This is a genomic window from Tessaracoccus sp. OS52, assembly GCF_020687685.1.
Lineage (GTDB): Bacteria > Actinomycetota > Actinomycetes > Propionibacteriales > Propionibacteriaceae > Arachnia.
Window position 1 is genome coordinate 314,633 of record NZ_JAJEWM010000002.1, and the last position, 21,634, is coordinate 336,266.

A 21,634-nucleotide genomic window follows, 5' to 3' on the forward strand; every position below is an offset into this window, starting at 1 on the left:
CAAGGGTCAGCGGCTCAGGAATGTCCGCAGCCGTGCGCCGTACTCGGCGGCCTCACCGTCTGCGTACTTGGTGCGGGGCCAGAAGAAGCCGCGCAGGCCGTCGCCCTTGGTCCGCGGCACGACGTGGACGTGCAGGTGGGGCACCGACTGACTCACCACGGTGTTGACGGCCGTGAAACTGCCCTGCGCGCCGAGAGCCTCGACCATCGCCGCCGCAGTGCGCTGCACCACGGTCATCAGTGGCGCGAACAGCTCGGGCGGGACCTCCAGCAGGGTGTCGACGTGGGTCACGGGCGCAACCAGGACGTGTCCCTTGAACACCGGCCGGTGGTCCAGGAAGGCCACGACGTGCTCGTCGCGGTAGACGACCTCTGCCTCGACGTCGCCGGCGACGATCCCGCACACCAGGTCGGCGGGCTTCGCGTCGCTCATGCCGTGCCTCGCCCGCTCACGAACTCGACGACGTGGTCGATCACCCCGGCATCGCGCAGGATCCGTTGGTGGCCCAGGCCGTCGGTGGTGAACAGCTCGGCCTCCTCCCAGGCGTCGGCGAGGCGGACGCCGTCGGCATAGGGAACCTCCTTGTCGGCGCGGTCGTGCACGACCAGCGTCGGCGGCAGGTCGCGCATGCCGGTGAGGTCGAAGTCGTCGAGGGGCCGGCCGGCGAGGTCTTCCAGGAGGGCGTCGAAGCGCCTCTTCGTCCTGGCCGTGTACCCCAGGAGCGCCGCCATGGCGTCGGTCCGGGCCATGACCTCGGGCTCGGGCGCGACGAGCGCCAGCCGCCCCGCGGGCAGCCCATCGACGACGGCGAGCGAGGCGGCCGTGCACCCCAGGGAGTGTGCGACGACGGCACTCGGCTCACCGTGCTCAGCTGCGACCACGGTGAGGGCCTCCACGAACTCGACGGCGGTCGCGCGGCCCGCGCCGAGCGCGCCCGGGCCCGACTCGCCATGGCTCGGCGCGTCGAGCGCGACCACACGGTTGCCGGCCGCCACGAGTGGCTCAACGAACGCGCCCAGCTGCCCGCGCCACCCGCCCCAGCCGTGGAGCAGATACACAGGGTCACCCTGGCCCCAGCTCTCGACCATCACCGAACGACCGCCCGAGAGCGGCACCGTTGAGGTTTCGCCGCGGCTGGTGCGATCGTCGCGGTGCCGGCCCCGCGTCGACGGCAGGGTGCACCAAAGTCGCAGGGCCCAGCGTGCCGCGACGTCGGGCGCCACCAGGTCCAGGCTGCCGAAAGCGGCACGGAGCCCGGCCAGCCTCGCCGCGTCAAGGAACCGCTGAGCGGCCCCGCCGCGGGCCGTGCGCGTAGGAGAGGGGCGCTTCTGGGTGGTGCTGGTGCTCATGGGGTCTCCTCGGGTCGGGCCTGGTCCAGCAGGCGCTCGAAGGCGGTTCGGGCGCGGGTCTCGGCCTGCGTGTCCTGCAGCAGCCGGTGCCAGTGGTAGAAGGCCAGCATCACGCCGTCGAGCTCGGCTGTGAACTGGTCCGGGTCGACGTCGGCGCGCATGTGACCCTCCTCGACGCAGGTCCGCACGATGCGCGCGATCGAGTCGTAGAGGGTGCGGTGGTCGCGGGCCAACTGGTCGCGGACCGGACCTTCCTGTTCATCGAGTTCCGCGCTCGCCTTGACGAACAGGCAGCCGCCCGGAGCGCCCACACGGCCGTTGCGCAGCCAGTTCTCGAACAAAGCGCGTAGCCGCGGCTCACCACGGGGCGCCCGCAACGCGGGGACCACCACGTTCTCCGCGAACTCCCGCGCCGCCTGCGCGAGCACTGCCAGCTGCAGGTCCTGCTTGGAGTCGAAGTGCGCGTACAGCCCGCTCTTGCTGAGCCCGGTGGCGGTGGCGAGGGTACCGATGGTCAAGCCGCCGAGGCCGACGTGATAGGCGGCCACGACGCCCTCGTGCAGGATCGCCTGTCTGGTCATCTCGCCCTTGCTCACAGCCGCAGAATAGCACGACCGTTCGTGCGAAACCAGACCCCCGTCACGTCGCCGGAGCCAGGGTCACGAGCCGTCGTAGGACAGGCCGTGGCCATAGCCGAACAGCGCGCCGTCGGCGGTGTTGTCGTATCCGGGCAGGTCGCTGTGCTGTTCCTCGATGGCCCGACGCGTGGCCGCGAGCGCGAACGGCATCTGCCCCTGCGGCGCGTGCTTGCCGGAGACGACGTCGACCAACGCCTCGTCGGAGATCCCGAACGTGGCGAGGATCGCGCCGGCCTCTCGTAGACCGCTGTCGGCGTCCAGCACGAACGGCTGCCGGAAGTAGATGTTGAGGACCACCTTCGTCGGGTCACCGACCTCGCGCATCACCTCCTGGATGGTGCGCAGCGACGGCCGCACGCTCCACGACTGCGCCTCCTCCATCCCGGAGAAGTCCAGGACGCCGCTCTCCCAGGGCAGCGGCCCGCCGAAGCGCAGGCCGTCGTCGGTGCACTCCTGCGCGCCATAGGCGACGCCGGCGTCGGCCGCCCCGTAGGGACTCCTGCCGTCGAGGCCTCGGACGCCCGGGAAGACGATGGGGTTGACCTGGTCCGGGCGCAGGCCCCACTCGGGATCGGCGCTGCGGTAGTCCGCGGTTCCCAAGGTCAGCGCGCTCACGCTGATGAGGACGTGGTCCGCACCGGCGGCGCTGGGGCGGTCCTCGGCGTTGCCGTCCACCACCTTGAACCCGGCGGCCACGAGCGCCTCGGTGCCCACCGAACCCAGCACATAGACCGCCGACCCCGCCCGCAGCGGCAGGGCCGGGCCCGCGCCGTCGGCCCGGTCACGGTTCTGCAGCAGGACGGCGGAGCGACGTTGCAAGTCTAGGGCCACCTCGGTGTGGCGCGCGTTGGACAGGACGCCGTTGGCGGCGGTCTCGTCGACGTAGGGGTCCTCGAACAGGCCCATCCGGAACAACGGGATCAGCAGGCGCAGGGCGGCCAGGTCGACGCGTTCCTGGGTGACCAGACCACTCTCGACGAGGCTGGTGATCACGGTCACGTCGTGGAACCCGGAGAGAGTGTCGGTCCCGGAGTTGATTGCCGCCGCCACCCGCTCGGGAACGGTCGCCTCCTCCAGTCCCCACGCGCGGTCGGTGACGATGCCGGTGTCGGAATTGATGTAGCCGGCGAATCCGAGGCGCTCGCGAAGCAGTCCGTTCACGATCTGGTCGCTGAACGCCATCCCTATCTGGTCGAACTCGATCCCCTCGTACGTCACCCCCATGGGCACGCCGTAGTAAGGCATGATCGCGGCCGCCCCAGCGGCGATGGCCGCCCGGAACGGCTCGACGTGGTAGCCGAAGTTGCCGGCCGGGTAGACCTGCGTCTTGCCGAAGGAGTAGTGCGGGTCCAGCCCCCGCTCCTGCGGCCCGCCGCCGGGGAAGTGCTTGATGGTGAGCGCGACGTCGGTGGCCGGGCTGAGCGAGGAACCGTCGGTGACCTCCGGCCCCTGCAGCGTCCGCAGCAACTCGGTGACGATCTCACTGGTGAGTTCCGCGTCCTCGCTGAAGCACTCGTGCGTGCGGTACCAGCGCGGCTCGGTGATAAGGTCCACCATGTACCCATACATCCCGCGCAGGCCGATGGCTCGCCACTCGGCGCCCATGACGCGGGCGAAGGCGCCGATGGGGTCCACGCTGCCCGTGCCCAGCGCTGCGGCGGCCAGGCCCGCCTCCTTCGGGAAGCCGCTGAAGGCACCGTTGCTCTCGTTGATGCCCGCCCGGGCGTCGGGATCGATGTGGTTGCGGGCGTTGGACTTGGCGAGGACCGGAATGCCCAGCCGGCTGCTTTCGGCCAGTTCCTGCAGTGCGTTCATGAACGACGCCGCCTGCTCAGGCGTGACGCTGGACCCGGCGATGAACGGGTGGGTGTCGTCGCCCCGAGCCTCCTGCCCGGGGACCGCGACGACGTTGCGGAAGATGGTGCGGCGCATGTGCTGGCGGCCGACGTAGTCGTGCGCGATGTCGGTCAGCTCGCCACCCCAGGCCGCGTTCACGGTGTCTATCAGCATGAGGCCGGCCTTCTCGTCGGCGGTCATCCGCGAGACCAGGTCCTCGGCCCGCTCCCGTGCGGAGAGCCGCCAGTCCTCGTAGGGCGCCAGCTCGCCGTCGCCGTCGAGGTCCCGGAAGCGGAGCCCGTCGACCTCGATGATCGCCTTCGACCGCGTGCTCAGGTTGGGTTGCTCGGCGGCACCAGTTGGCATGGCTTCCTCGATTCCTCGGTGGACGTCAGGTGGTGGGCGGAGGTGTGAGGGCCTCCGGGTACTTGCTGCGGTAGATGCCGACGATCATGTCCACCACCTGGTCGTAGGTGACGCTTCCGGTGTTGATGACCAGGTCGTAGTACTCGTCGGTGTGCGGGTTCCACTGGTACAGGTAGCGCGACATCTCGGCGCGGACATGGTCCTCGGCCTTGATGCGCGCCTCGGCCTCCTCCGCGCTCAGGCCTGTCTTGTACATGACCCGCTGGATTCGCATCGGCAGCGGCGCGGTCAGCCTGACGTGGAAGGACCCCACCGCCCGGCCGAGGACCAGCGCGCCGTTGCGGCCGGCGATCACGGCGCCGTCCTCGGCGAGCTTCAGCAGCTCCATCCGGTTCTGCTGCGCGATCGAGAAGTCCTCCGCGTAGTCCAGCGCGCGCGCCATGTCCGCGTCCTGGGTTCCGGTGTAGGAGATGGTCCGCAGCCAGCGCTCGAAGCCGGTGTCGGAACTGAGTGCTCGCGTGTCCACGCCCGCGACCTCGTCGGAGCTGAACTTCTGCGGCACGTACTTCACGCCCAGTTTCTTCGCGACCGCGGGGCCGATTTCGGAGGCGCCCGCGCCCTCGCGCTCGAAGATGGTGACCACGGGCAGGGTCCCGCGCTGGGGAGGACGCAGCAGCAGGTTGCGGGCGTCGCCGAGTTCCTCGACGACCACGCGCGCGGCGTCGACCCCATAGGTGGTGCTGACAGCTCCCTCCGAGCGCCGGTCGTTGAGGTCGCGCACGAGGTTCCTGTGGTCCTCGACGGTGAGGTTGTACCAGATCATCACCACGGCAGCCGCGACTGCGAGCAGCGCGGGCACCAGTCCTGTGGCAAGGCGGATGCCCTGCTGCGCCGTCGCGTCCTGGGCCTCGGCCTGGGCCACGTAGCCGAATGCGCCGATGATCGCGGCGCCGCCCCAGCCGCCCACACCCTGGCCGGTCTTCCGGATGAAGGAGAGGATGGAGTAGGAGCCGCCCTCGGAGCGGAGCCCGGTCTTCCATTCGCCGTAGTCGACGGTGTCGGCCTGCATGGAGAACATCAGGGCGTTGGTCCCGCCGGATCCGAGCCCGAAGATGAACCAGGCGACGACGGCGATCGGCAGGCTGCCCTCGGGCACGAGGAAGATCAGCAGGAACCCGAGAATCGCGAGGGCCGCGGCACCCATGTAGCCGTTCCGCTTTCCGAAGCGCGAGGTCACCCCGGAGACCAGGGAGGCCGCGACGACGGTGCCGACGGTCTGGGCGAGGGCCAGGAACGTGAACCAGGCCGCGTTGCCGAGGATGTAGCGCGCGTAGTAGAGGCCAACGGCGTTCATCATGAAGATCGCCGCCAGCAGGAAGAACGCCGCCAGGCACAGCACCAGCAGGGGCCGGTTGTGCCGGATCATCTTGACTGTGCGCTTGAGGGAGATCTTGGTGGCGCTCCTGGGCACCACTTCCTTGGCGTTCTTGAAGCAGATCAGGTACAGCACGACGGCGAGGATGCCGAGCCCGATGGCGGTCAGGGTGAAGCGGAGCCGCACGCCGTCGGCGGTGGTGTCCTGGAACTGGGGGGCGACGATGGCCGACAGGATGACGCCGGTCAGCGCGTTGGCGATCGAGCGGGCGCCCGACAGCTTCGAACGGTCGACGGGGTCCTGCGTCATCGCAGCGGCGAGCGAGCCGTAGGGGATGTTGACGAACGAGTACCCCAGCTGGAACAGGGCGTCCAGCAGCAGGATCCAGGCGATGGTGAGCGCGGGACTCAGACCCGCCGGCACGCTGAACAGGAGGACGAAGACGATCGCCAACGGCGTGCTGCCGAACAACAGGTAGGGGCGCAGCCGGCCCCAGCGGGTGTTGGTGCGGTCGACGGTCTGGCCGGCGACCAGGTCCGAGACGCCGGCCCAGATCTTGGTGACGCCGTAGATGGTGCCCGCGACGCCGGCGGAGACGCCCGCGATGTCGGTCATGTAGACCATGAGGAACATCGACGTCATCATGAAAGTCAGGTTGTTCGCCACGTCGCCCAGCGAGTAGGAGAACACCTGCGCGCCCGAAAGCGTCCCTACTTGCTTGCGGGATTCCTTTGCCATGGCAGCTCCTCGCAACGTTGGTGTTCGCCGCTTTCCCTGATCACTCGACTATAAGCGGGGAGGGGACCTCCGGGGCCGGTCGCGGGGGATTGTCTGCCGGGCGTCACATCCGCGGTGTCCGGGACCGACCACCCAGACACGCGGACGCCAAGGGCGACGACGAGTCCCCGTCTACCAGCAGGAGAAGAACCGCTTCACCATCGACGGCTTCCCCACTGGACTGCCGGAGGTCATCGCAGGTCCCTGATTCGGGTGTACTGAATGAGGTCGACGTTGCTGGCGTGTCGCTCTCGGGTCTCTCTCAGGCGCTCGGCAGAGTCTGAGTCGGCGCGACCCAGTAGAAGTCGGATCAGCATGCGGAGGATGAACATGGCGGTTGTCCTTGTCTGTAATCGATCGGAAAGCGTGTCGCCACGGCTGCCCCACCACCCTGCGGTGCCGCCCCACCTGGCCGGATCAGCCAGGTGGGGCAGTTCCGCAACCGATCGGATGAGATCCGGACAGCAGCGCTCGGCGTCAGGACCGGTCTCGCTCACGCGCCGGGAGGAGGAGGCCGGCGAGTAGTGCGCTGGCGATGGCGACCCCAGCGGCGACGGCGTAGCCGCGCTGGAAGCCGGGGATGGTGCCGGCGGTGAGACTTGCGGCGGCCACCCCCGACATCAGGGCTGCCCCGAGGGAGGCGCCGAGCTCGTGGAAGCTGCTGAGCAAGCCCGAGGCGATCCCGGCCTCGTGATGAGCGACCGACGACAGGACCGTCACCGAGGAGACGACGAACAGGGCCCCGAGCCCGGCTGAGCCGATACTGGTGGCGATCACGATGACGGTGGGTCCACTGCCGATGGCGGCGACGGCGAGTCCGGCACCGGCCAGCAGCAGGCCGGCCACCGCGACGGCACGAACCCCGAGCTCTCCGATGGCGCGCCCGGCCGTCTGGGCGCCGGCCATGGTGGCCAGGGCCACCGGCAGGAACAGCAGCCCGGTGGTCAGGGCGTCGTAGCCGGCGGTGCCCTGCAGGAAGAACGTGCCCAGGAAGAAGACCGCCACCATCAGGGCGGTGCCCACCAGCAGGACCAGCGAGCCGCCCAGGACGGGCCGTCGGACCACGAGCGCGGGGCCCACGAGGGCGTTGGGCCGCCCGCGCAGCCACGCAGCGAACGCCACGAACAGTGCGAGGCTCGCGCCGAGCGCCAACAGGGGGCGTGGCGAGGCCAGGCCGCTGTTGCCGGCGTCGATGCAGGCGAAGATGAGCAGCCCGAAGCCGATCGTCCCCAGCAGCGCGCCGACCAGATCGAGCCGCGCCCCCGGCAGGGCAGGGGGCAGTGCGGGCAGGACGAAGGGGAGAGCGATGAGGATCGCTGCCCCGATGGGCACGTTGACCAGGAACACCCATGGCCAGCCAGGGCCGGCTGTCAGGAGACCACCCACCAGCACGCCGACGGCGGCCCCGACTCCGCCGAGGGCCGACCAGATGCCGAGCGCTCGGTTGAGCTCCTCGCCCTCGAAGAGGCGCACGATGGTGGACAGCGCTGCAGGCGACATGAGCGCCGCGCCGATGCCCTGGGCCACGCGCGCGGCGATGACGAGGGTCCCGGTATCGACGAGGCCCGCCGCCAGCGAGGCCAGTGTGAACACGCCGAGGCCGATCATGACGATCCGACGGGGCCCGAACACGTCCGCGAGCCGTCCACCGGTGAGCATGAGGCCGCCGAAGGCGAGGGTGTAGGCACTCATCACCCACGTGAGGGCGTCGCGGCCCATCCCGAGGTCCGTGCCGAGTTGGGGCATGGCGATGGTGACGACGGTGATGTCGAGGATGAGCATCAACTGCGCAATCCCGACGAGGGCGAGGGCAGTCCATCGCCGGGGATGGGGTTGCGGCGGAGAGGGGTGTTCGGTGGAAGTTTCTGCGGCTTGCATTGCAACTCCTTCGGTAAGTCAAACAGCTATGTCTGACTTACGCTAGCAACCTGAACACACATGTTCAAGATAAACCTGTACACTCTTGTTCGGTTTGACACGACAGCTTGCGAGAAGATGCCGCGCCAGGCGGTGCGCGGGCAGGGGCGTGAATAGGCTGATCTTCACGACATCTGGACGACCGAGAGGACCACATGGTGGGCGAACCCGACCCCCACGACACCAAGCGGCGAGCCGACGCCCGGCGCAATGCGGCGTCAATCCTCGACGCGGCCACCCGGTGCCTGGCACGGGACCCGGATGTGAGCCTGAAGGAGATCGCGGCGGAGGCCGGGGTCGGCCGCGTGACGCTGTACGGGCACTACGAGACCCGCACCGCCCTGGTGGATGCCGTGGTCGACCGGGCCATCAGCCAATCGGAGTCCGACCTGAAGGCGGTCGACCTGTCGGGTGACCCCGCCGAGGCGATGTCGCGCCTGATCGGCGCCACCTGGGACCTGACCCACCGGTTCGGGGCGCTGGTGGTGGCGGCCGAGCGGACGCTGCCCGCAGAACGCCTCCGCGTGTTGCACCATGAGCCCGCCGCACGGGTGCGCGAACTCCTCAACCGGGGCCGGAAGGCAGGCATCTTCCGCTCAGACATGCCCGCCGAGTGGCAGATAACGGCGATCCAGGCGCTGGTCCACGCGGGGGTGGAGGCCGCCTACCGGGATGAGCTCACCCCGGATCAGGCCAGAAAACTGGTGCCGCGCACGGTTCTGGGGGCGCTGACGCAGCCCGAACGAGTACTGGTCTCCGACTGACTCTTTGCCGCACCTCCTCGACGGTCACGTCCTCAATGCGACGTGACCGGTCCCAGGTGGCGACCTGTCCCGAGCGGGAGACGATGATCTTGTCGAGCTCGTCGAGTCGTCGCGCATTCCGTCGGTTTCCTTCGTCGCTCTCGATGTCTCCGCTGGCGGCGGCGGGCCAGTAGGACGCGAAGTCGGAATGGGTCACTCTCCCCTGCCTTCGGGCGCTGCAGTGGGTTGCTTCTGCTTCACGGTGTCTCCTTTGTCAGTTGGGAAACTGTTGCTTTTTTGGTGCGGCCTCGCCTGAGGCGGTCGAGGGACTTCTTCGCGAGGGGCACAAGCAGTGCGACGGCGATGAGCGCGAGGCTGACGGTGGAGGCGTGCTGGTCAACCAGCAGCACCAGGTCGACGGCTTGCTGGCCCATCCCGAAGCCCAGGCCGGCAACCAGTCCTGTCAGGGCGAGAGCGCCGGCGAGGTCGAGGAGCAGGAACGTGGCGAGCCGCATGCCCGACCAGCCTGCGACTGCGAACACCACCGCTGTCGGGACGCCCGGCAGCATCGCCAGGGCCACGGCGAGTGAGATCACCCACGGCCGTGTCCTGTCGAGGCGGCGGGTCCATGCCGCGGCCTGCCCGGGCGTGGACAGCATCGCGATGATCCCCTCACCCCATCGACGCCCAGCCCACCAGGTCAGGACGTCGAACTTGACCAGGCCGACGGCGCCCGCGACCACGACGAGCCAAAGCGGCGCCTCGCCGATGCGGGCGAACGCCGCCGCAGCACCGACCACAACCAGGTCGCCCGACAGGAACTCCAGGAGCACCGGACGCTCGGCGATCAGGAATGGCTTCGCAGGGCGCAGCGCCATGCCGAAGACCACGACGGCCAGGATCGCCCCGAGCAGCAGCTTGTCTGCGGCCGTCGGGGGTCCAGTCCATGGAGCCAGTCGACGTCCCTTGGCCCAGTGCCTCCAGCGCGACGGCTCCGCGGCGCCGTCCGCGTGCCGGACTGGCCCCGTCGCGTCGTCGACCAACTCGTCACGTGCTGACATCGGTGTCCTAACTCAAACAAACATGTTCGAGTTTAACGCTAGCAACATGGACACCGTTGTTCAAGATATGCCTGAAACAGGCCGGTGATCCTCCCGAGCTTCGGGGCGCCCACCACTCATGACCGTGGTGTCCGTCCGGACCGGAAGCTGCGCGCTGCCAAGGGCAGGAAGACCAGCGTGAGGACGAGGGGCCAGCCCACGGCCAGGAGTGCGGAGACGCCGGGCGGAACCACCTGGGAGGACCAGGTCACGGTGCCCAGCAGGTCGCGAAGCGTGGTCGCCGTGGCCGAGACGGGGTTGAACTCGGCGACGGCGCCCAGCCAGGCGGGCATCGTCGCCGGGTCGACGAAGACGCTGGAGAGGAACGCGACCGGCCACACCAGGATCTGCACGTAGGCGACCGATTCCACCGAGCGGGCCCGGTATCCCACGAAGATGCCGATCCACAGCAGGGCGAAGCGGAGCAGCGCGAGAAGTCCTAGACCGAGGACGGCGCCTGCCGGGGTGGTGTCGGGTCGCCAGCCAATCGCCAGGCCGAAGCCGATCATGATCGCCAGCCCGACCAGCGAGTTCAACAGGTCCGCCATGCACTTGGCCAGGACGATCGCGGTGGCCCTGATGGGCAGGGAGCGGAAGCGGTCGTTGATCCCGCGCGCGGCGTCGGCAGCGGCGGAAAGCGTGGTCGACTCCAGGCCGAACAGCATCGTCACCGCCAGCATGCCGGGCATCAGGAAGTCGACGTAGCGGGCGCCGTCGGGCATCTGGAGGGCCCCGCCGAACAGGCCAAGGAACAGCAGCGTGATGAAGACAGGGAACAGCCACGTGATGACGACGGCGGCCAGCTGCGTCCGCCAGCCCCGGATGATGCGGCCGGCCAATAGGGCGGTGGTGGTCGGCAGCCCGGGTGGGGTGACCCGGGTGGTGGGAGCTGCGACGGGACGGAGGGTGGAGGTCACTTCGGCTCCTCGGGGTGGTCGGGGGTCTCGGTCACGGAGAGGAAGACCTCGTCGAGCGACGGCTTGCGAAGCGCGACCTCGATGGGGGACAGGCCGTGTTCGTCCAGTCGGCGCAGGCACTCCAGCAGCGAGCCGCTGTGGTCAGCGCCGAGGGCAAGCGCGGTGTCCTCGAGGTCGGCGTCGAGGGCCACCGCGGAAAGGACCGCTCTCGCGTGCTGGGCTTGGTTCAGGTCGGCGAACCTCAGCGTGATCCTGGACCGGCCCAGCGCGTCCTTGAGGTCGTCGGGGGTTCCCTCGGCCGCCACGCTGCCGTGGGCCAGTAGGACGACGTGGTCCGCGAGGGCGTCGGCCTCCTCGAGGTACTGGGTGGTCAGCAGGATCGTGGTTCCCTCGGCCACCAGTCCGCGCAGGGTCTGCCAAAGGTCGCGACGCGCGGCTGGGTCCAGCCCGGTGGTCGGTTCGTCGACGAACAGCACGTCCGGCCGCACGATCATGCTGGCGGCCACGTCCAACCGACGTCGCATGCCGCCCGAGAAGTCCCGCACCGGGCGGTTCCCTGCGTCCGTAAGGCCGAACTGCCGGACCAGTTCGGTGGCTCGGCCCCTGGCCGCGCCCCTGGCCAGTCCACGCAATCGGCCGAACAGCTCGAGGTTGTCCGCGGCGCTGAGTTGCTCGTCGACGGTGGTCAGCTGACCCACCAGCGAGATGTGCTGCCGAACCTCCTGCGGTTGGGTGCGCACGTCGTAGCCGGCGACGCGGGCCGTGCCCCGGTCGAAAGCGAGGAGCGTGGTGAGCCCGCGGACCGCGGTGGTCTTCCCGGCGCCGTTGTGGCCCAGCAGCGCGAGCACCTGCCCCTGGGGGACGGAAAGGCTCAGGTCTTTCAGACCCACCTCGGCGCCGTCGCGGCCGTACAGCCTGGCCACTGATACCGCTTCGATCGCTGGTCGCATCGCGTCTTCTCCTGGGTTGAGTCCATCCCTATCGTACTAAGTACGGTACAGCGTACGGCGCTAGGATCAATCCAGCAAACAATCGAGGAGGCAGGGTGGTCGAACGAACCGGCGATGGCGATCCCGCGCGGGTCGTCCCGCTGCTATGGGAGCAGGGCGGCCGCGTCGGGCGCAGTGGGCTGACGCTCGAAGGGGTGGTGGCCGCTGGGATCGGGCTGGCGGATGAAGTCGGCATCGGCCAACTCACCGTCCGCAACGTGGCGCAGCGGCTCGGGGTGGGGGCCATGACGCTCTACTCCTACGTCCCGGGCAAGGCAGATCTCCTGGACCTGATGGTTGACAAGGTGTTCGCCGAAGTCGCCTATCCAGAGCAGGTCGAGGGCGGCTGGCGGGAGGGCCTCGTCGCCGTCGCGGACCGGAACTGGGAACTGCTCGTGCGCCATACCTGGCTGGTGGACGTCGACACCGCCAGGCCGCCGCTCGGGCCCGGCGTGATGGCGAAGTACGACGCGGAGTTGGCGCCACTGGTGGGCAGCGGCCTCGATGACGTGGAGATCGACCAGGCGTTGAGCCTTGTGCTGAACCATGTCTGGTCCAGCGCGCGTCAGAGCCTGATGCTCGACCGCCGGGCGGCAGGCGGTGGTGGCGACGCCGAGTGGTGGCGCCAGGCGGGGCCGATGCTGGCGGGTCGGGTGGTGCCGGAGCGCTACCCGAACGCGACGGCCATCGGCGAGGCAGCGGGCCAGGCCTACGGCGCGGCCACCGATCCTCGCCGCGCATATGCCTTCGGGCTCCGGACCATCCTCGACGGCATCGAGGCCCTCATCGCCCGGAGACCCTGACCCGGGGCGACGCCGTCGTGCGAATTCAGCGGCGCCCCGCCGGCGGACTGAAGGTGGCCAGGTCCAGGGTCGCCGTCACCTCGCCGGGACCGTCCGGATGGATTGTCGCGCCCGCCCTGTTCATGACGCGGACGGCGGGTTCATTGTCCGCGGTGGTTCGGGCCACGAGTCGGCTGGCGCCTGACTCCACGGCGCGCGCTGCCGCCAGGCGGAGGACCTCACCGGCGATCCCCTGACCGCGCACGCTCTTGACCAGCCAGATCCCCCACTCGGCCTCGCGGGGGTGGCCGGCCTCGGTCCGTTGCAGCCTGGACGCCCCGACGACGCGTCTGGCCAGCAGGATGGCGGCGGTCTCCTCGTCGCCTCCGCCCTCGAAACCGGCCCGACGGTCCTCGTGATACGTCCGCAGCCAACCGAGACGCTCGGCGGTCCAGCCGGTGCCCAAGGGTGGTGTCACGTCGTCTGGGTCGGCGTCCTCGACGGCGGCTGTGATCAGCTCTTCGAGCCTCACCGCGTCCACGGCGACTAGTTCGACAGCCGGTCCGGGGTGCGAGGTCACTGAACTGTCTCCTTCGTCGTCGTTGGCTCCTGATGCGGGGTTGTTGTGGGGCTGGACGCGTTCGGAGGTGGAGTGCCGATGGTTCGGGGCGTGAGGGCGGACAGGGTGCATCGCCAGCGTCTGCCGTCGTGGACGAAGACCTCCGTGACCCATTCGTCCGCGCGGAACGGCTTCCCGCTGAACGTGCCGCTGTTGGTGCCGTGCGCGCGCACCGTGACGACGTCGCCGTGGCGACGCGCGTCGAGGACGGTGAACTCCATCGCGTCGTGGCTGAGTGCGCCCGAGGAAACGGCCTCGCAGAAGCGCTCCAAGGGCACGGCTCCCGCTTCCGGAGTGACCAGCACCCAGTCCGGGTAGGCGAAGGCGGCGATCCTGGCGGCGTCGTCGGCCACGATCGCTGCCGCCCAGTCGTCTAGGACGGCCTGCATCTCGAGCAGCAGCTCAGCTCCTCTTGGATTCATGGGCAGCATCTCCCGGGGTCGGTGGGGCTTTCGGGTGAACTTGACGCTAGGTCCTCGGACCAGTCTGGAACAGGGGGCGGCGTTCGTCCGATCGGACGAACATAGACGTCGAGTTGGCTGATCCGCGGGGGATACGCCGATGGGCCTACCCGCCCGACGGTCCAGGGACGCCCGATCCAGGCAAGGCCCTGTCGAACCTGGCATCCTGGGCGGCGTGGCGGAAATAGAAGCAGCAGAGGGGTTCTACGACGCGCTCGTCACTCGAGCGCTCCAACGCCGCATCAGTGCGTCCCGGCTCCAACCGACGAAGACCAAGGTCGATGCTGCCGAGCTCGCTGATCGACTCGCGTACCATCTCGGCGCGGTCGCCCGTCACTCACTGGCTGGACTGGAGCAAACCCGACGGCGTGAGTTGGTCGATGAGATCCTCCGGTTGCTCGGCGAGGAAGGGGAGCAGCTTGCGGATGAGGAGCCCCACCTCCTGCAGTCACTTCTTCACCCACCCGCGCCCGGCCGGCCAGTCAGGTATTTGGGCGCTCCCCAGACGCCCCTGTCTCAGCTCGCTCTGCTCACGAATGCTCAGGGCGAACCATCCATGGGTCACGAGATCTCCTCGGAGCTTGGATCCGCTGACCAGGTCGACCTGCTGTGTGCGTTCATCAAGTGGTACGGCATCCGGACGCTCGAGAAGCCGCTACGGAGCCTGCGGGAACGTGGGGTGAAGCTCCGGGTGATCACCAGCACCTACCTCGGCGCCACGGAGCGGGTTGCGCTCGACCGTCTGATCGAGGAGTTCGGCGCCGACGTCAGAATCAGTTACGAGACGAAACGCACAAGGCTCCACGCGAAGGCTTGGCGGTTTGTGCGCAACACCGGGTTCGACAGTGCCTACGTTGGTTCCTCGAACCTGTCGAGCGCTGCCCTGTTGGATGGGGTGGAGTGGAACGTACGCCTGACCGCGTCCCAATCCCCAGATGTTCTCCGCAAGTTCGCAGCCACGTTCGACACCTACTGGAACGACGAGGCCTTCGAACCCTACATCCCGGCCGATGCCGCCCGCTTGGACGATGCCCTGGATCTCGCTGCCGGTCGGAACCGTGAGACAGCCGCGCTTACGGTGTCCGGGTTGGAGGTGCACGCGTGGCCCCACCAGCAACGGATTCTGGAGGCGGTGGAAGTCGAACGGCTTGTCCATGATCGGCACCGAAACTTGGTGGTGGCCGCGACTGGGACGGGCAAGACCGTCGTGGCTGCACTCGATTACAGGAGACTTGTTGAGACCACTGGGCGTCGGCTGAGCCTCTTGTTCGTCGCGCACCGGAAGGAGATCCTCGAACAGGCCATGCGAACCTACCGAGAGGTCCTGAGCGACGGCGGGTTCGGTGAACTGCTCGTCGGCGCCTTCAAGCCGACCAGCTGGCAGCACGTGTTTGCCTCGGTCCAGTCTCTCAGCGCGGGCTTACTTGGCGGCATGGACCCATCGGCTTTTGACGTGATCGTCATGGACGAGTTCCATCACGCAGAGGCGGCCAGCTACCGTCGGATCCTGAGCCATTTCCAACCGCGGGAGCTGTTGGGGTTGACCGCGACACCGGAGCGCGGGGACGGTGTGGACGTCCGGGACTTCTTCGACGGACGCGCGGCTTACGAACTTCGGCTGTGGGATGCGCTCAGCTCCGATCTGCTGAGTCCCTTCCACTACTTCGGCATCTCGGACACGACCGACCTCACGACGGTGGAGTTCACGCGCGGTAGATATCAAGTCGGCGAACTCTCGAGCATCTTCACCGGCAACGACGCCCGGGCGCGGCTGATCCTGAAGGAACTGCAGGAGAAGGTTGCCCATCCCGGCAGGATGCGCGCTCTGGGCTTCTGCGTCGACGTCAAGCACGCGCAGTACATGGCCGAGGTCTTCACCCGGGCAGGACTCCCATCACTCGCCGTCCATGGCGACACCCCGCCGTCGGAACGGCATGCTGCGGTGGCCCGACTGAAGAGCCGGGACCTCGTGACTCTCTTCACAGCGGACCTCTTCAACGAGGGAGTCGACATCCCCGACGTCGACACGCTCCTGTTCCTCCGCCCGACCGACAGCGCAACGATCTTCCTGCAACAACTCGGGCGCGGACTGCGGCGGACCCCTGACAAGCCGGTGCTCACAGTGCTGGATTTCGTGGGTCATCACCGCAAGGAGTTCAACCTCGCTCAGCGCTACCGGGCGGTTGTGGGCGGATCACGCAAAGCCCTCAAGGAACAGGTGGAGCGTGGTTTTCCGTACCTTCCGTCCGGCTCCCAGATCATCCTGGATGAGATCACCCAGAAGCAGGTGCTGGAGAACATCCGATCCCAAGTCGCGACCCGCTGGAAGCACTTTCTGGAGGAGATGCGCGCGATGGGCGACGTGGATCTCAGCACGTTCCTCAACCAATCGGGCGTCGAACTGTCTGACTTGTTGTCAAAGGGCTCGTTCACAAGACTCCGCAGGGACGCCAACCTCGGTACCGCTGAGGGTGGTCGCCACGAGGCGTACCTGCTGGGACGGCTCAAGGCGCTGGCCCATGTGGATGACGTGGATCGGCACAGCGCCTATCGCACGCTGTTGGAGGAGAATGCCCCAAGACGCGATGAACTTGTCGGCGAGTGGGGTACCTGGGCCAGGATGCTGTTCTTCTCGCTCTGGCCCGGCGGCGGGGGGTTCGCCACGGTCGAGGAGGGCCTTGAAGCCCTGCGCGAAGAGCACGCGTTCCGGGCAGAGGCGGTTCAGCTCCTCGACTGGGCGCTCGAGCGCGCCCAACATGTGGCAGCACCGCTTGTCGGCCGGTTGGTGGATACCCCATTGCGATCCCACGCCCGATATACCCGCGAGGAACTGGCTGCGGCTCTCCAGTACGCGACCATGAAGCGACCGCCCTCCAACCTTCGCGAGGGCGTCTTCTACAGCCGGGAACTGGACGTGGACGCCCTGCTGGTGACCCTCGTCAAGTCCGAGCAACATTTCTCACCCACGACGATGTATCGGGACTACGCCATCAACTCCAGCTTGTTCCACTGGGAGTCGCAATCCCAAACCGGCCTCGCGTCCCCAACGGGCCAGCGGTATGTCAACCAGGGAACCAACGGTACCGAAGTGACGCTCTTCGTTCGCCCCACAGGCGCTTGGGAGTTCGGCAAGGGCGCCCCCTACATGTTGCTTGGCGACGTGGACATCGTCGATCACCGAGGTGAGAAGCCCATCGCCATCACGTGGAAGCTTCGGCGAAACATGCCTCCCGAGATTCTGCAGCAGGCCAGCGCAGTCAGCTGAGAGCGATCGGGGCGAAATCGCTTCGGTGACGGTTCAATCGTGTTCGACGCGGCTGGATGCAGGGCGAGCTTTGGCGCGTGGCTTGTCGACGCGACCCCGCGGAATCCCATTGCTCCGGGCCGTTAGGCAACAAGACCCCTTTCCCGAGCCCTCGCGACGGCAGCGGTGCGGTTGTCCACGCCAAGCTTGCTGAAGATGTGCACCAGGTGGGTCTTCACCGTCGCCTGGGAGACGAACAACCGCTGGGCGATCTCCCGGTTTGCGAGGCCATCGGCTGTCAGCCGGAGCACCTCAAGCTCTCTGACCGTGAGCTCTACCGGAGGCCGCTGCAGCCGCCCGACAAGCCGGGATGCCACCAACGGGGCCAGAACCGTTTCCCCCGCCGCGGCCTGCCTGACGGCGGCCGCCAGGACCTCGGGCTCGGCGTCCTTCAGCAGGTACCCGGAGGCGCCGGCCTCGATGGCTCGAAGGATGTCGGCGTCGGTGTCATGGGTGGTGAGGATGAGCACCCTCACGCCGAGTTCGAGCGCGAGGATCTGCCGCGTCGCCTCCACCCCGTCCTCCCGGCCGAGTCGCAGGTCCATGAGGACCACCTGTGGTTTGGTGGCCCGCACAACGGCGACAGCCTCGGTCACCCCAGCGGCCTCCCCGACGACGTCTCCACCGCCAGCAGCCTCCAGCACGGCGCGCAGGCCGGCGCGCACGACGGGATGGTCGTCCACCAGCACGACGGTGACGCTCATGCGCGTCCTCCTTTCGGCACGACTGCGCCGACAGCAGTGCCGTGGCCCGGTTCGGACTCGACGGTGAGCGTGCCGCCCAGCTGTGCCAGCCGTTCGGACATCGCCCGCAGTCCGAATCCCGACCCGCCCTCCGAACGCGGCCCCGCGTCGGGGTCGAAGCCCACGCCGTCGTCGACGATGTCCAGCAGAACTTCCTCGTCGGAGTAGCTCAGGGTCACGGCCACCCGCGACGCTCGCGAATGGAGCCGGACGTTGGCCAGGGCCCCCTGCGTGAGACGCAGCAGTGCCACCTCGACGGTGGTGGGCGTCCCGCCAGGGTCGCCGTCGACCCTAAGCACAGCCTGGATCCCGGTCTGTTCGCTGAGTTGGTCGAGCAACCGGCCCAGCACGGCCGGCAGCGGCGCCTCGGCCAAGGCCGGTGGCGTGAGGGCGCTCACGACGGAGCGGGCCTCCGCAAGGTTCTCCGAGGCCGTCTCGCCGATCTGCTCCAGAAACCTCCGGACGGGCTGGTCCTCGGTGCGGGCCAAACCGGCCCGGGTCAGCAGCAGGATCGACGAGAAACCCTGCGCGAGGGTGTCGTGGATGTCGCGCGCCAGCCGGGCCCTCTCCTCGACGGCGCCAGCCTCCCGCTGGGCGGCGGCGAGCTGCGCCTGCGCCGCGTCCAGACCCTCCTGGGCGGCGACGAGTTCGGCGACCAGCCGCCCCCGCTCCCGGGACTCGGCCAGGATCTGCTGGTAGCCCAACCCGATCCCGACCGCCACCACGGCACCGACCATGGGTCCGACGACCTCAGCGATCGCGTTCCCGCCCGGGGCACTGACCTGCGCCAGCACCACCACTGCCGTCATGCCAGTAACCGCCAGCAGCGCCAACGTGAGAGGCACGGCGTTCACAACCAGCAGGAACAGCGGAAACGCCAGCCAGGAGAACTCCGCCGAGACCAGCGTCAACACCAGCCAAAGCGCCACCAGCACAGCGAGCCACCAGAGCGGCGGACGGCTCGGGGTGCGCCTCGCGAACCACGCGCCCAGCACGTACCAGAGCACGGTCAACCCGACGGCAACCGCCCCGTGGAGCGGGAGCCGCCCTTCGCTCACCAGCCGGAGGACGGCGATGGCCAGCAGCAGCGAGAACAGCGAGTGCTGCCCGATGCGCAGGCTGCGCAGCGCTGCGGAATCGGTCCCCACCTGAGCAGTGCTCACGGCCCCACCCTATTGCGAGCCCGACGGCCTTGGGACCGGTCGCCGGCCCGGCCACCACATTGCGTCACCGATGAGGGCGAACGCGGCCGGCACGACGACGGTGCGCACCAGCATTGTGTCCAACAGGACGCCGAGACCCACGATCAGTCCCAACTGCGCCAGCGTCACCAGCGGCAGCACCCCGAGGGCGGCGAACACAGCCGCGAGCACGACACCCGCGCTCGTGATGACCACGCCGGTGGAACTGACCGCCCGCACAATGCCGACGACCGTGCCATGGCTGACCGCCTCCTGCCGCGCGCGGTGCACGAGGAAGATCGTGTAGTCGATCCCCAGGGCGACGAGGAACAGGAAACTCAGCAGGGGAACCCGCGGATCCAGCGCCGGGAAACCGAACAGCACCTTGCCGGCCCAGATCCCAGCGCCCATCGCGGCCACGGCACTCAGCGTGTTGATGCCGAGGAGCACGAGCGGAGCCACCAGTGACCGCACCAGCACCATAAGCACGATGAAGGCGACCAGCAGCACCAGTGGAGCAATGGTCAACAGGTCCTGCCGTGCGGCCTGCGCCGCGTCGAGGTCCTCGGCCATTGCGCCGCCCACGAGCGTCTCGGGAGACACAGCGTGCGCCGCCTCCCGGACCGCGATGATGCCGTCGGAGGCCAGCTGAGATCCCGGATCGGCGTCGATCACGACGCTGACCCGCTGCCAGTCATCCGCCGTTTCGCCCACAGGACTAGCCCGCAGGACGCCGTCGATTTCGGCGACGGCGTGGACCACGGCCGCTGTCTCCGCCGTCGGCACCACCAGGGACAGGGGTGCCGTCTCTCCGGCCGGGTAGTGCTGCGCGAGCACGGCCAGGCCGGTTCCGGACTCCGACTCAGTCCTGAACCGCTCCGTCTGCGCAAGCCCGACGCGGGTGCCGAGCAATCCGGCGGCCAGGACTCCCATCAGCAGGACTCCTGCGGTCAGGACCAGCGCCGGCCGTCGGGTGACCGCCCGTGCCACCGCGTACCAAGGGCCGCGGGCCACATGGTCGACGTCGTCAGCGGTTGGCCGGGGGACGAACGGCCAGAACACGCCCCTGCCGACCAGCGACAGGGCAGCCGGCAACGCGAAGGCCACGGACAGCAGAGCGATGAGGAGCCCGGCCGCAGAGGTCAGACCCAGCCCCCGGCTGCCTGGCTGGGTGGCCAGCACCAACGTGAGGAGGGCCACTACGACGGTCAGGTTGCTCGCCAGAATGGCTGGCATGCTGCCGCGCCAAGCCCTGCTGAGCGCGATCCGGTGGTCCGGCTCCGAACGGAGCTCCTCGCGGTAGCGCGAAACCATGAGCAGCGCGTAGTTCGTGCCCGCGCCGAAGACCAGCACGCTGACGATCCCGACGTCGAACTGCAGCCCGAGCTGAGCAGCCGTCCACGTGCTGACGACGCCCGCGAGCTGGTCCGCAACCGCCACCACCGTCAACGGGACCAGCCACAGGATGGGTGACCGGTAGGTGAGCAGCAGGAGCGCCGCGACGATGCCGAGCGTGACCGGCAGCAGGGTTACGTCGGCGCCGTCGAAGGCCATCACGATGTCGGCGCCATAGGCGGGCCCGCCCGTCAGATAGAACTCGAGCCCCTCAGGAGATGGTTCCGCGCGTGCTGCGGCGCGGAGTTCCTTGATCGACTCCGCCAGTTGCGCCGACGGCAACTCGGCCTCCACCATCACCGTCGTGATGGCGGCCCGCCCGTCCTCCGACGGCGTGAGCCGGCCGGCGTCGCTCCCGGCGCTGGCGGCCACGCGGTCCGTGGCTCGGTTCAGGAAGTCCAGGTCGGAGTCGGTGAGGCCGGAGTCCCGCTGGGCCAGCAGGATCACCGGTGCCAGGTCGTGCCCGGGGAACTGCGCGGCGATCTCCGCCGCACGCCTGGACTCCGAGTCCGCGGGGGCGGACTGGCCGGCCAACTCCGGGACGTCGGTCCGCAGGCCTCCCAGCACCGTGACGCTGGCCAGGAGGGTCAGGGCGATGACCAACCAGGCACCGCCCCTGGTGAGGAACGCCAGGGTCGGGCGCCTCATGCTCCGACGCCGGCTGGTTCGACGGCGGTGGTCGTGTGGATGCTTCTGCCCAGCGTGACGAACAGCAGAACGAACGCTGCGGTCAGGATGATGTGTCCCAGACCGGAGATCCCTGCCAGCATCTTCTCGTTGAAGTCCACGGCGAGGACGCTCAGCGCGCCCTTGACCAGCATCATGGCCGCCGTGATCACCACGCCCAGGTGCCAGGTGACCTCGAAGGCCCTGCTGAAGCGGGATCCCGAGATGGAGAACAACTTCTCCAGCACCAGCACGGACAGCCCGAGGAAGACGCCCAGCACCAGGAAGTGGGTATGCGCCAGCCCGAGCTGGCCGGGGTCGGCGCCGGGATGGGTTCGGGTGAGCTCACGGTAGAACAGGCCACTGGCGAGGCCGAGGCCGGCGTAGACGGCGCTGGCCCAGTAGGCGCGACGAAGCATTTGGATCTCCTGGAAATGGGGGCCGCCACAGCGGCGGATTGCACACCCAATTCCAGT

At 68.7% G+C, this 21,634-nt stretch carries 18 protein-coding genes; 3 read left to right on the forward strand and 15 right to left on the reverse strand.

Annotated elements, in window-relative coordinates; translation table 11 throughout:
* Positions 1-6 precede the first annotated feature (6 nt).
* From LKO27_RS10990 to LKO27_RS11015, 6 genes are all read right to left on the reverse strand, one after another.
* The gene (locus LKO27_RS10990) at positions 7-432 is read right to left on the reverse strand and encodes an HIT family protein (protein ID WP_227737546.1); all 426 of its coding nucleotides are present in this window, start codon (positions 430-432) and stop codon (positions 7-9) included.
* Positions 429-1,349 carry an alpha/beta fold hydrolase gene (locus tag LKO27_RS10995; protein WP_227737547.1) on the reverse strand — a complete coding sequence of 307 codons (921 nt, stop codon included), beginning with the start codon at positions 1,347-1,349 and terminating at the stop codon, positions 429-431. Before LKO27_RS10995 ends, LKO27_RS10990 begins: the two co-directional genes overlap by 4 nt.
* Positions 1,346-1,945, reverse strand: a complete 600-nt coding sequence (locus tag LKO27_RS11000) for a TetR/AcrR family transcriptional regulator (protein ID WP_227737548.1) — start codon at positions 1,943-1,945, stop codon at positions 1,346-1,348. The genes LKO27_RS10995 and LKO27_RS11000 overlap by 4 nt, the downstream gene beginning before the upstream one ends.
* A 63-nt stretch (positions 1,946-2,008) precedes the next feature.
* Complete coding sequence (locus LKO27_RS11005) at positions 2,009-4,189, reverse strand: glycoside hydrolase family 3 N-terminal domain-containing protein (protein WP_227737549.1); 2,181 nt, start codon at positions 4,187-4,189, stop codon at positions 2,009-2,011.
* A 25-nt stretch (positions 4,190-4,214) separates the two neighbouring features.
* A complete protein-coding gene (locus LKO27_RS11010) occupies positions 4,215-6,302 on the reverse strand; it encodes a cytidylate kinase family protein (RefSeq protein WP_227737550.1) in 2,088 nt (695 codons plus the stop codon).
* Between the two features lie 516 nt (positions 6,303-6,818).
* A complete protein-coding gene (locus LKO27_RS11015; RefSeq protein WP_227737551.1) occupies positions 6,819-8,219 on the reverse strand; it encodes an MFS transporter in 1,401 nt (466 codons plus the stop codon).
* A 194-nt stretch (positions 8,220-8,413) separates the two neighbouring features.
* On the opposite strand from LKO27_RS11015, the gene LKO27_RS11020 reads away from it, so the two are divergent.
* Entirely contained in the window at positions 8,414-9,022 is a 609-nt protein-coding gene (locus LKO27_RS11020; protein WP_227737552.1) for a TetR/AcrR family transcriptional regulator, read from the forward strand.
* Positions 9,023-9,258: 236 nt separating this feature from the next.
* Here LKO27_RS11020 and LKO27_RS11025 read toward each other — a convergent pair whose 3' ends face one another.
* The 3 genes from LKO27_RS11025 to LKO27_RS11035 form a co-directional block, all read right to left on the reverse strand.
* Complete coding sequence (locus tag LKO27_RS11025) at positions 9,259-10,062, reverse strand: VTT domain-containing protein (RefSeq protein ID WP_227737553.1); 804 nt, start codon at positions 10,060-10,062, stop codon at positions 9,259-9,261.
* 116 nt (positions 10,063-10,178) lie between these two features.
* The gene (locus tag LKO27_RS11030; RefSeq protein WP_227737554.1) at positions 10,179-11,018 is read right to left on the reverse strand and encodes an ABC transporter permease; all 840 of its coding nucleotides are present in this window, start codon (positions 11,016-11,018) and stop codon (positions 10,179-10,181) included.
* Positions 11,015-11,968 (reverse strand): ATP-binding cassette domain-containing protein, encoded by a 954-nt coding sequence (locus LKO27_RS11035; RefSeq protein ID WP_227737555.1) that lies wholly within the window; start codon positions 11,966-11,968, stop codon positions 11,015-11,017. The genes LKO27_RS11030 and LKO27_RS11035 overlap by 4 nt, the downstream gene beginning before the upstream one ends.
* Positions 11,969-12,063: 95 nt before the next feature.
* Between LKO27_RS11035 and LKO27_RS11040 the strand changes: the two genes are divergently transcribed.
* Entirely contained in the window at positions 12,064-12,810 is a 747-nt protein-coding gene (locus tag LKO27_RS11040) for a TetR/AcrR family transcriptional regulator C-terminal domain-containing protein (protein WP_227737556.1), read from the forward strand.
* Positions 12,811-12,835: 25 nt separating this feature from the next.
* Here LKO27_RS11040 and LKO27_RS11045 read toward each other — a convergent pair whose 3' ends face one another.
* Together LKO27_RS11045 and LKO27_RS11050 are read right to left on the reverse strand one after the other, a co-directional pair.
* Positions 12,836-13,369, reverse strand: coding sequence for a GNAT family N-acetyltransferase (locus tag LKO27_RS11045; protein WP_227737557.1), 534 nt, complete (start codon positions 13,367-13,369; stop codon positions 12,836-12,838).
* Positions 13,366-13,830 (reverse strand): nuclear transport factor 2 family protein, encoded by a 465-nt coding sequence (locus LKO27_RS11050; RefSeq protein ID WP_227737558.1) that lies wholly within the window; start codon positions 13,828-13,830, stop codon positions 13,366-13,368. The genes LKO27_RS11045 and LKO27_RS11050 overlap by 4 nt, the downstream gene beginning before the upstream one ends.
* Before the next feature lie 595 nt (positions 13,831-14,425).
* On the opposite strand from LKO27_RS11050, the gene LKO27_RS11055 reads away from it, so the two are divergent.
* Positions 14,426-17,134 carry a DUF3427 domain-containing protein gene (locus LKO27_RS11055; protein ID WP_227737559.1) on the forward strand — a complete coding sequence of 903 codons (2,709 nt, stop codon included), beginning with the start codon at positions 14,426-14,428 and terminating at the stop codon, positions 17,132-17,134.
* 122 nt (positions 17,135-17,256) lie between these two features.
* On the opposite strand, the gene LKO27_RS11060 is transcribed toward LKO27_RS11055, so the two are convergent.
* From LKO27_RS11060 to LKO27_RS11075, 4 genes are read right to left on the reverse strand one after another with little or no spacing between them, the layout of a single operon-like run.
* Positions 17,257-17,877 carry a response regulator transcription factor gene (locus LKO27_RS11060; protein ID WP_227737560.1) on the reverse strand — a complete coding sequence of 207 codons (621 nt, stop codon included), beginning with the start codon at positions 17,875-17,877 and terminating at the stop codon, positions 17,257-17,259.
* Complete coding sequence (locus LKO27_RS15610; protein WP_227737561.1) at positions 17,874-19,079, reverse strand: sensor histidine kinase; 1,206 nt, start codon at positions 19,077-19,079, stop codon at positions 17,874-17,876. Before LKO27_RS15610 ends, LKO27_RS11060 begins: the two co-directional genes overlap by 4 nt.
* 9 nt (positions 19,080-19,088) lie before the next feature.
* A complete protein-coding gene (locus tag LKO27_RS11070) occupies positions 19,089-21,140 on the reverse strand; it encodes an MMPL family transporter (RefSeq protein WP_227737562.1) in 2,052 nt (683 codons plus the stop codon).
* Positions 21,137-21,577 (reverse strand): DUF2871 domain-containing protein, encoded by a 441-nt coding sequence (locus LKO27_RS11075; protein WP_227737563.1) that lies wholly within the window; start codon positions 21,575-21,577, stop codon positions 21,137-21,139. The genes LKO27_RS11070 and LKO27_RS11075 overlap by 4 nt, the downstream gene beginning before the upstream one ends.
* Positions 21,578-21,634 lie beyond the last annotated feature (57 nt).

Bases quoted from the DNA above. Each gene is read 5' to 3' on its own strand.
- LKO27_RS10990 (WP_227737546.1), bottom strand. From the start codon at position 432: ATGAGCGACGCGAAGCCCGCCGACCTGGTGTGCGGGATCGTCGCCGGC.
- LKO27_RS10995 (WP_227737547.1), bottom strand. From the start codon at position 1,349: ATGAGCACCAGCACCACCCAGAAGCGCCCCTCTCCTACGCGCACGGCC.
- LKO27_RS11005 (WP_227737549.1), bottom strand. From the start codon at position 4,189: ATGCCAACTGGTGCCGCCGAGCAACCCAACCTGAGCACGCGGTCGAAG.
- LKO27_RS11010 (WP_227737550.1), bottom strand. From the start codon at position 6,302: ATGGCAAAGGAATCCCGCAAGCAAGTAGGGACGCTTTCGGGCGCGCAG.
- LKO27_RS11015 (WP_227737551.1), bottom strand. From the start codon at position 8,219: ATGCAAGCCGCAGAAACTTCCACCGAACACCCCTCTCCGCCGCAACCC.
- LKO27_RS11020 (WP_227737552.1), top strand. From the start codon at position 8,414: ATGGTGGGCGAACCCGACCCCCACGACACCAAGCGGCGAGCCGACGCC.
- LKO27_RS11025 (WP_227737553.1), bottom strand. From the start codon at position 10,062: ATGTCAGCACGTGACGAGTTGGTCGACGACGCGACGGGGCCAGTCCGG.
- LKO27_RS11035 (WP_227737555.1), bottom strand. From the start codon at position 11,968: ATGCGACCAGCGATCGAAGCGGTATCAGTGGCCAGGCTGTACGGCCGC.
- LKO27_RS11050 (WP_227737558.1), bottom strand. From the start codon at position 13,830: ATGAATCCAAGAGGAGCTGAGCTGCTGCTCGAGATGCAGGCCGTCCTA.
- LKO27_RS11055 (WP_227737559.1), top strand. From the start codon at position 14,426: ATGGGTCACGAGATCTCCTCGGAGCTTGGATCCGCTGACCAGGTCGAC.
- LKO27_RS11060 (WP_227737560.1), bottom strand. From the start codon at position 17,877: ATGAGCGTCACCGTCGTGCTGGTGGACGACCATCCCGTCGTGCGCGCC.
- LKO27_RS11070 (WP_227737562.1), bottom strand. From the start codon at position 21,140: ATGAGGCGCCCGACCCTGGCGTTCCTCACCAGGGGCGGTGCCTGGTTG.
- LKO27_RS11075 (WP_227737563.1), bottom strand. From the start codon at position 21,577: ATGCTTCGTCGCGCCTACTGGGCCAGCGCCGTCTACGCCGGCCTCGGC.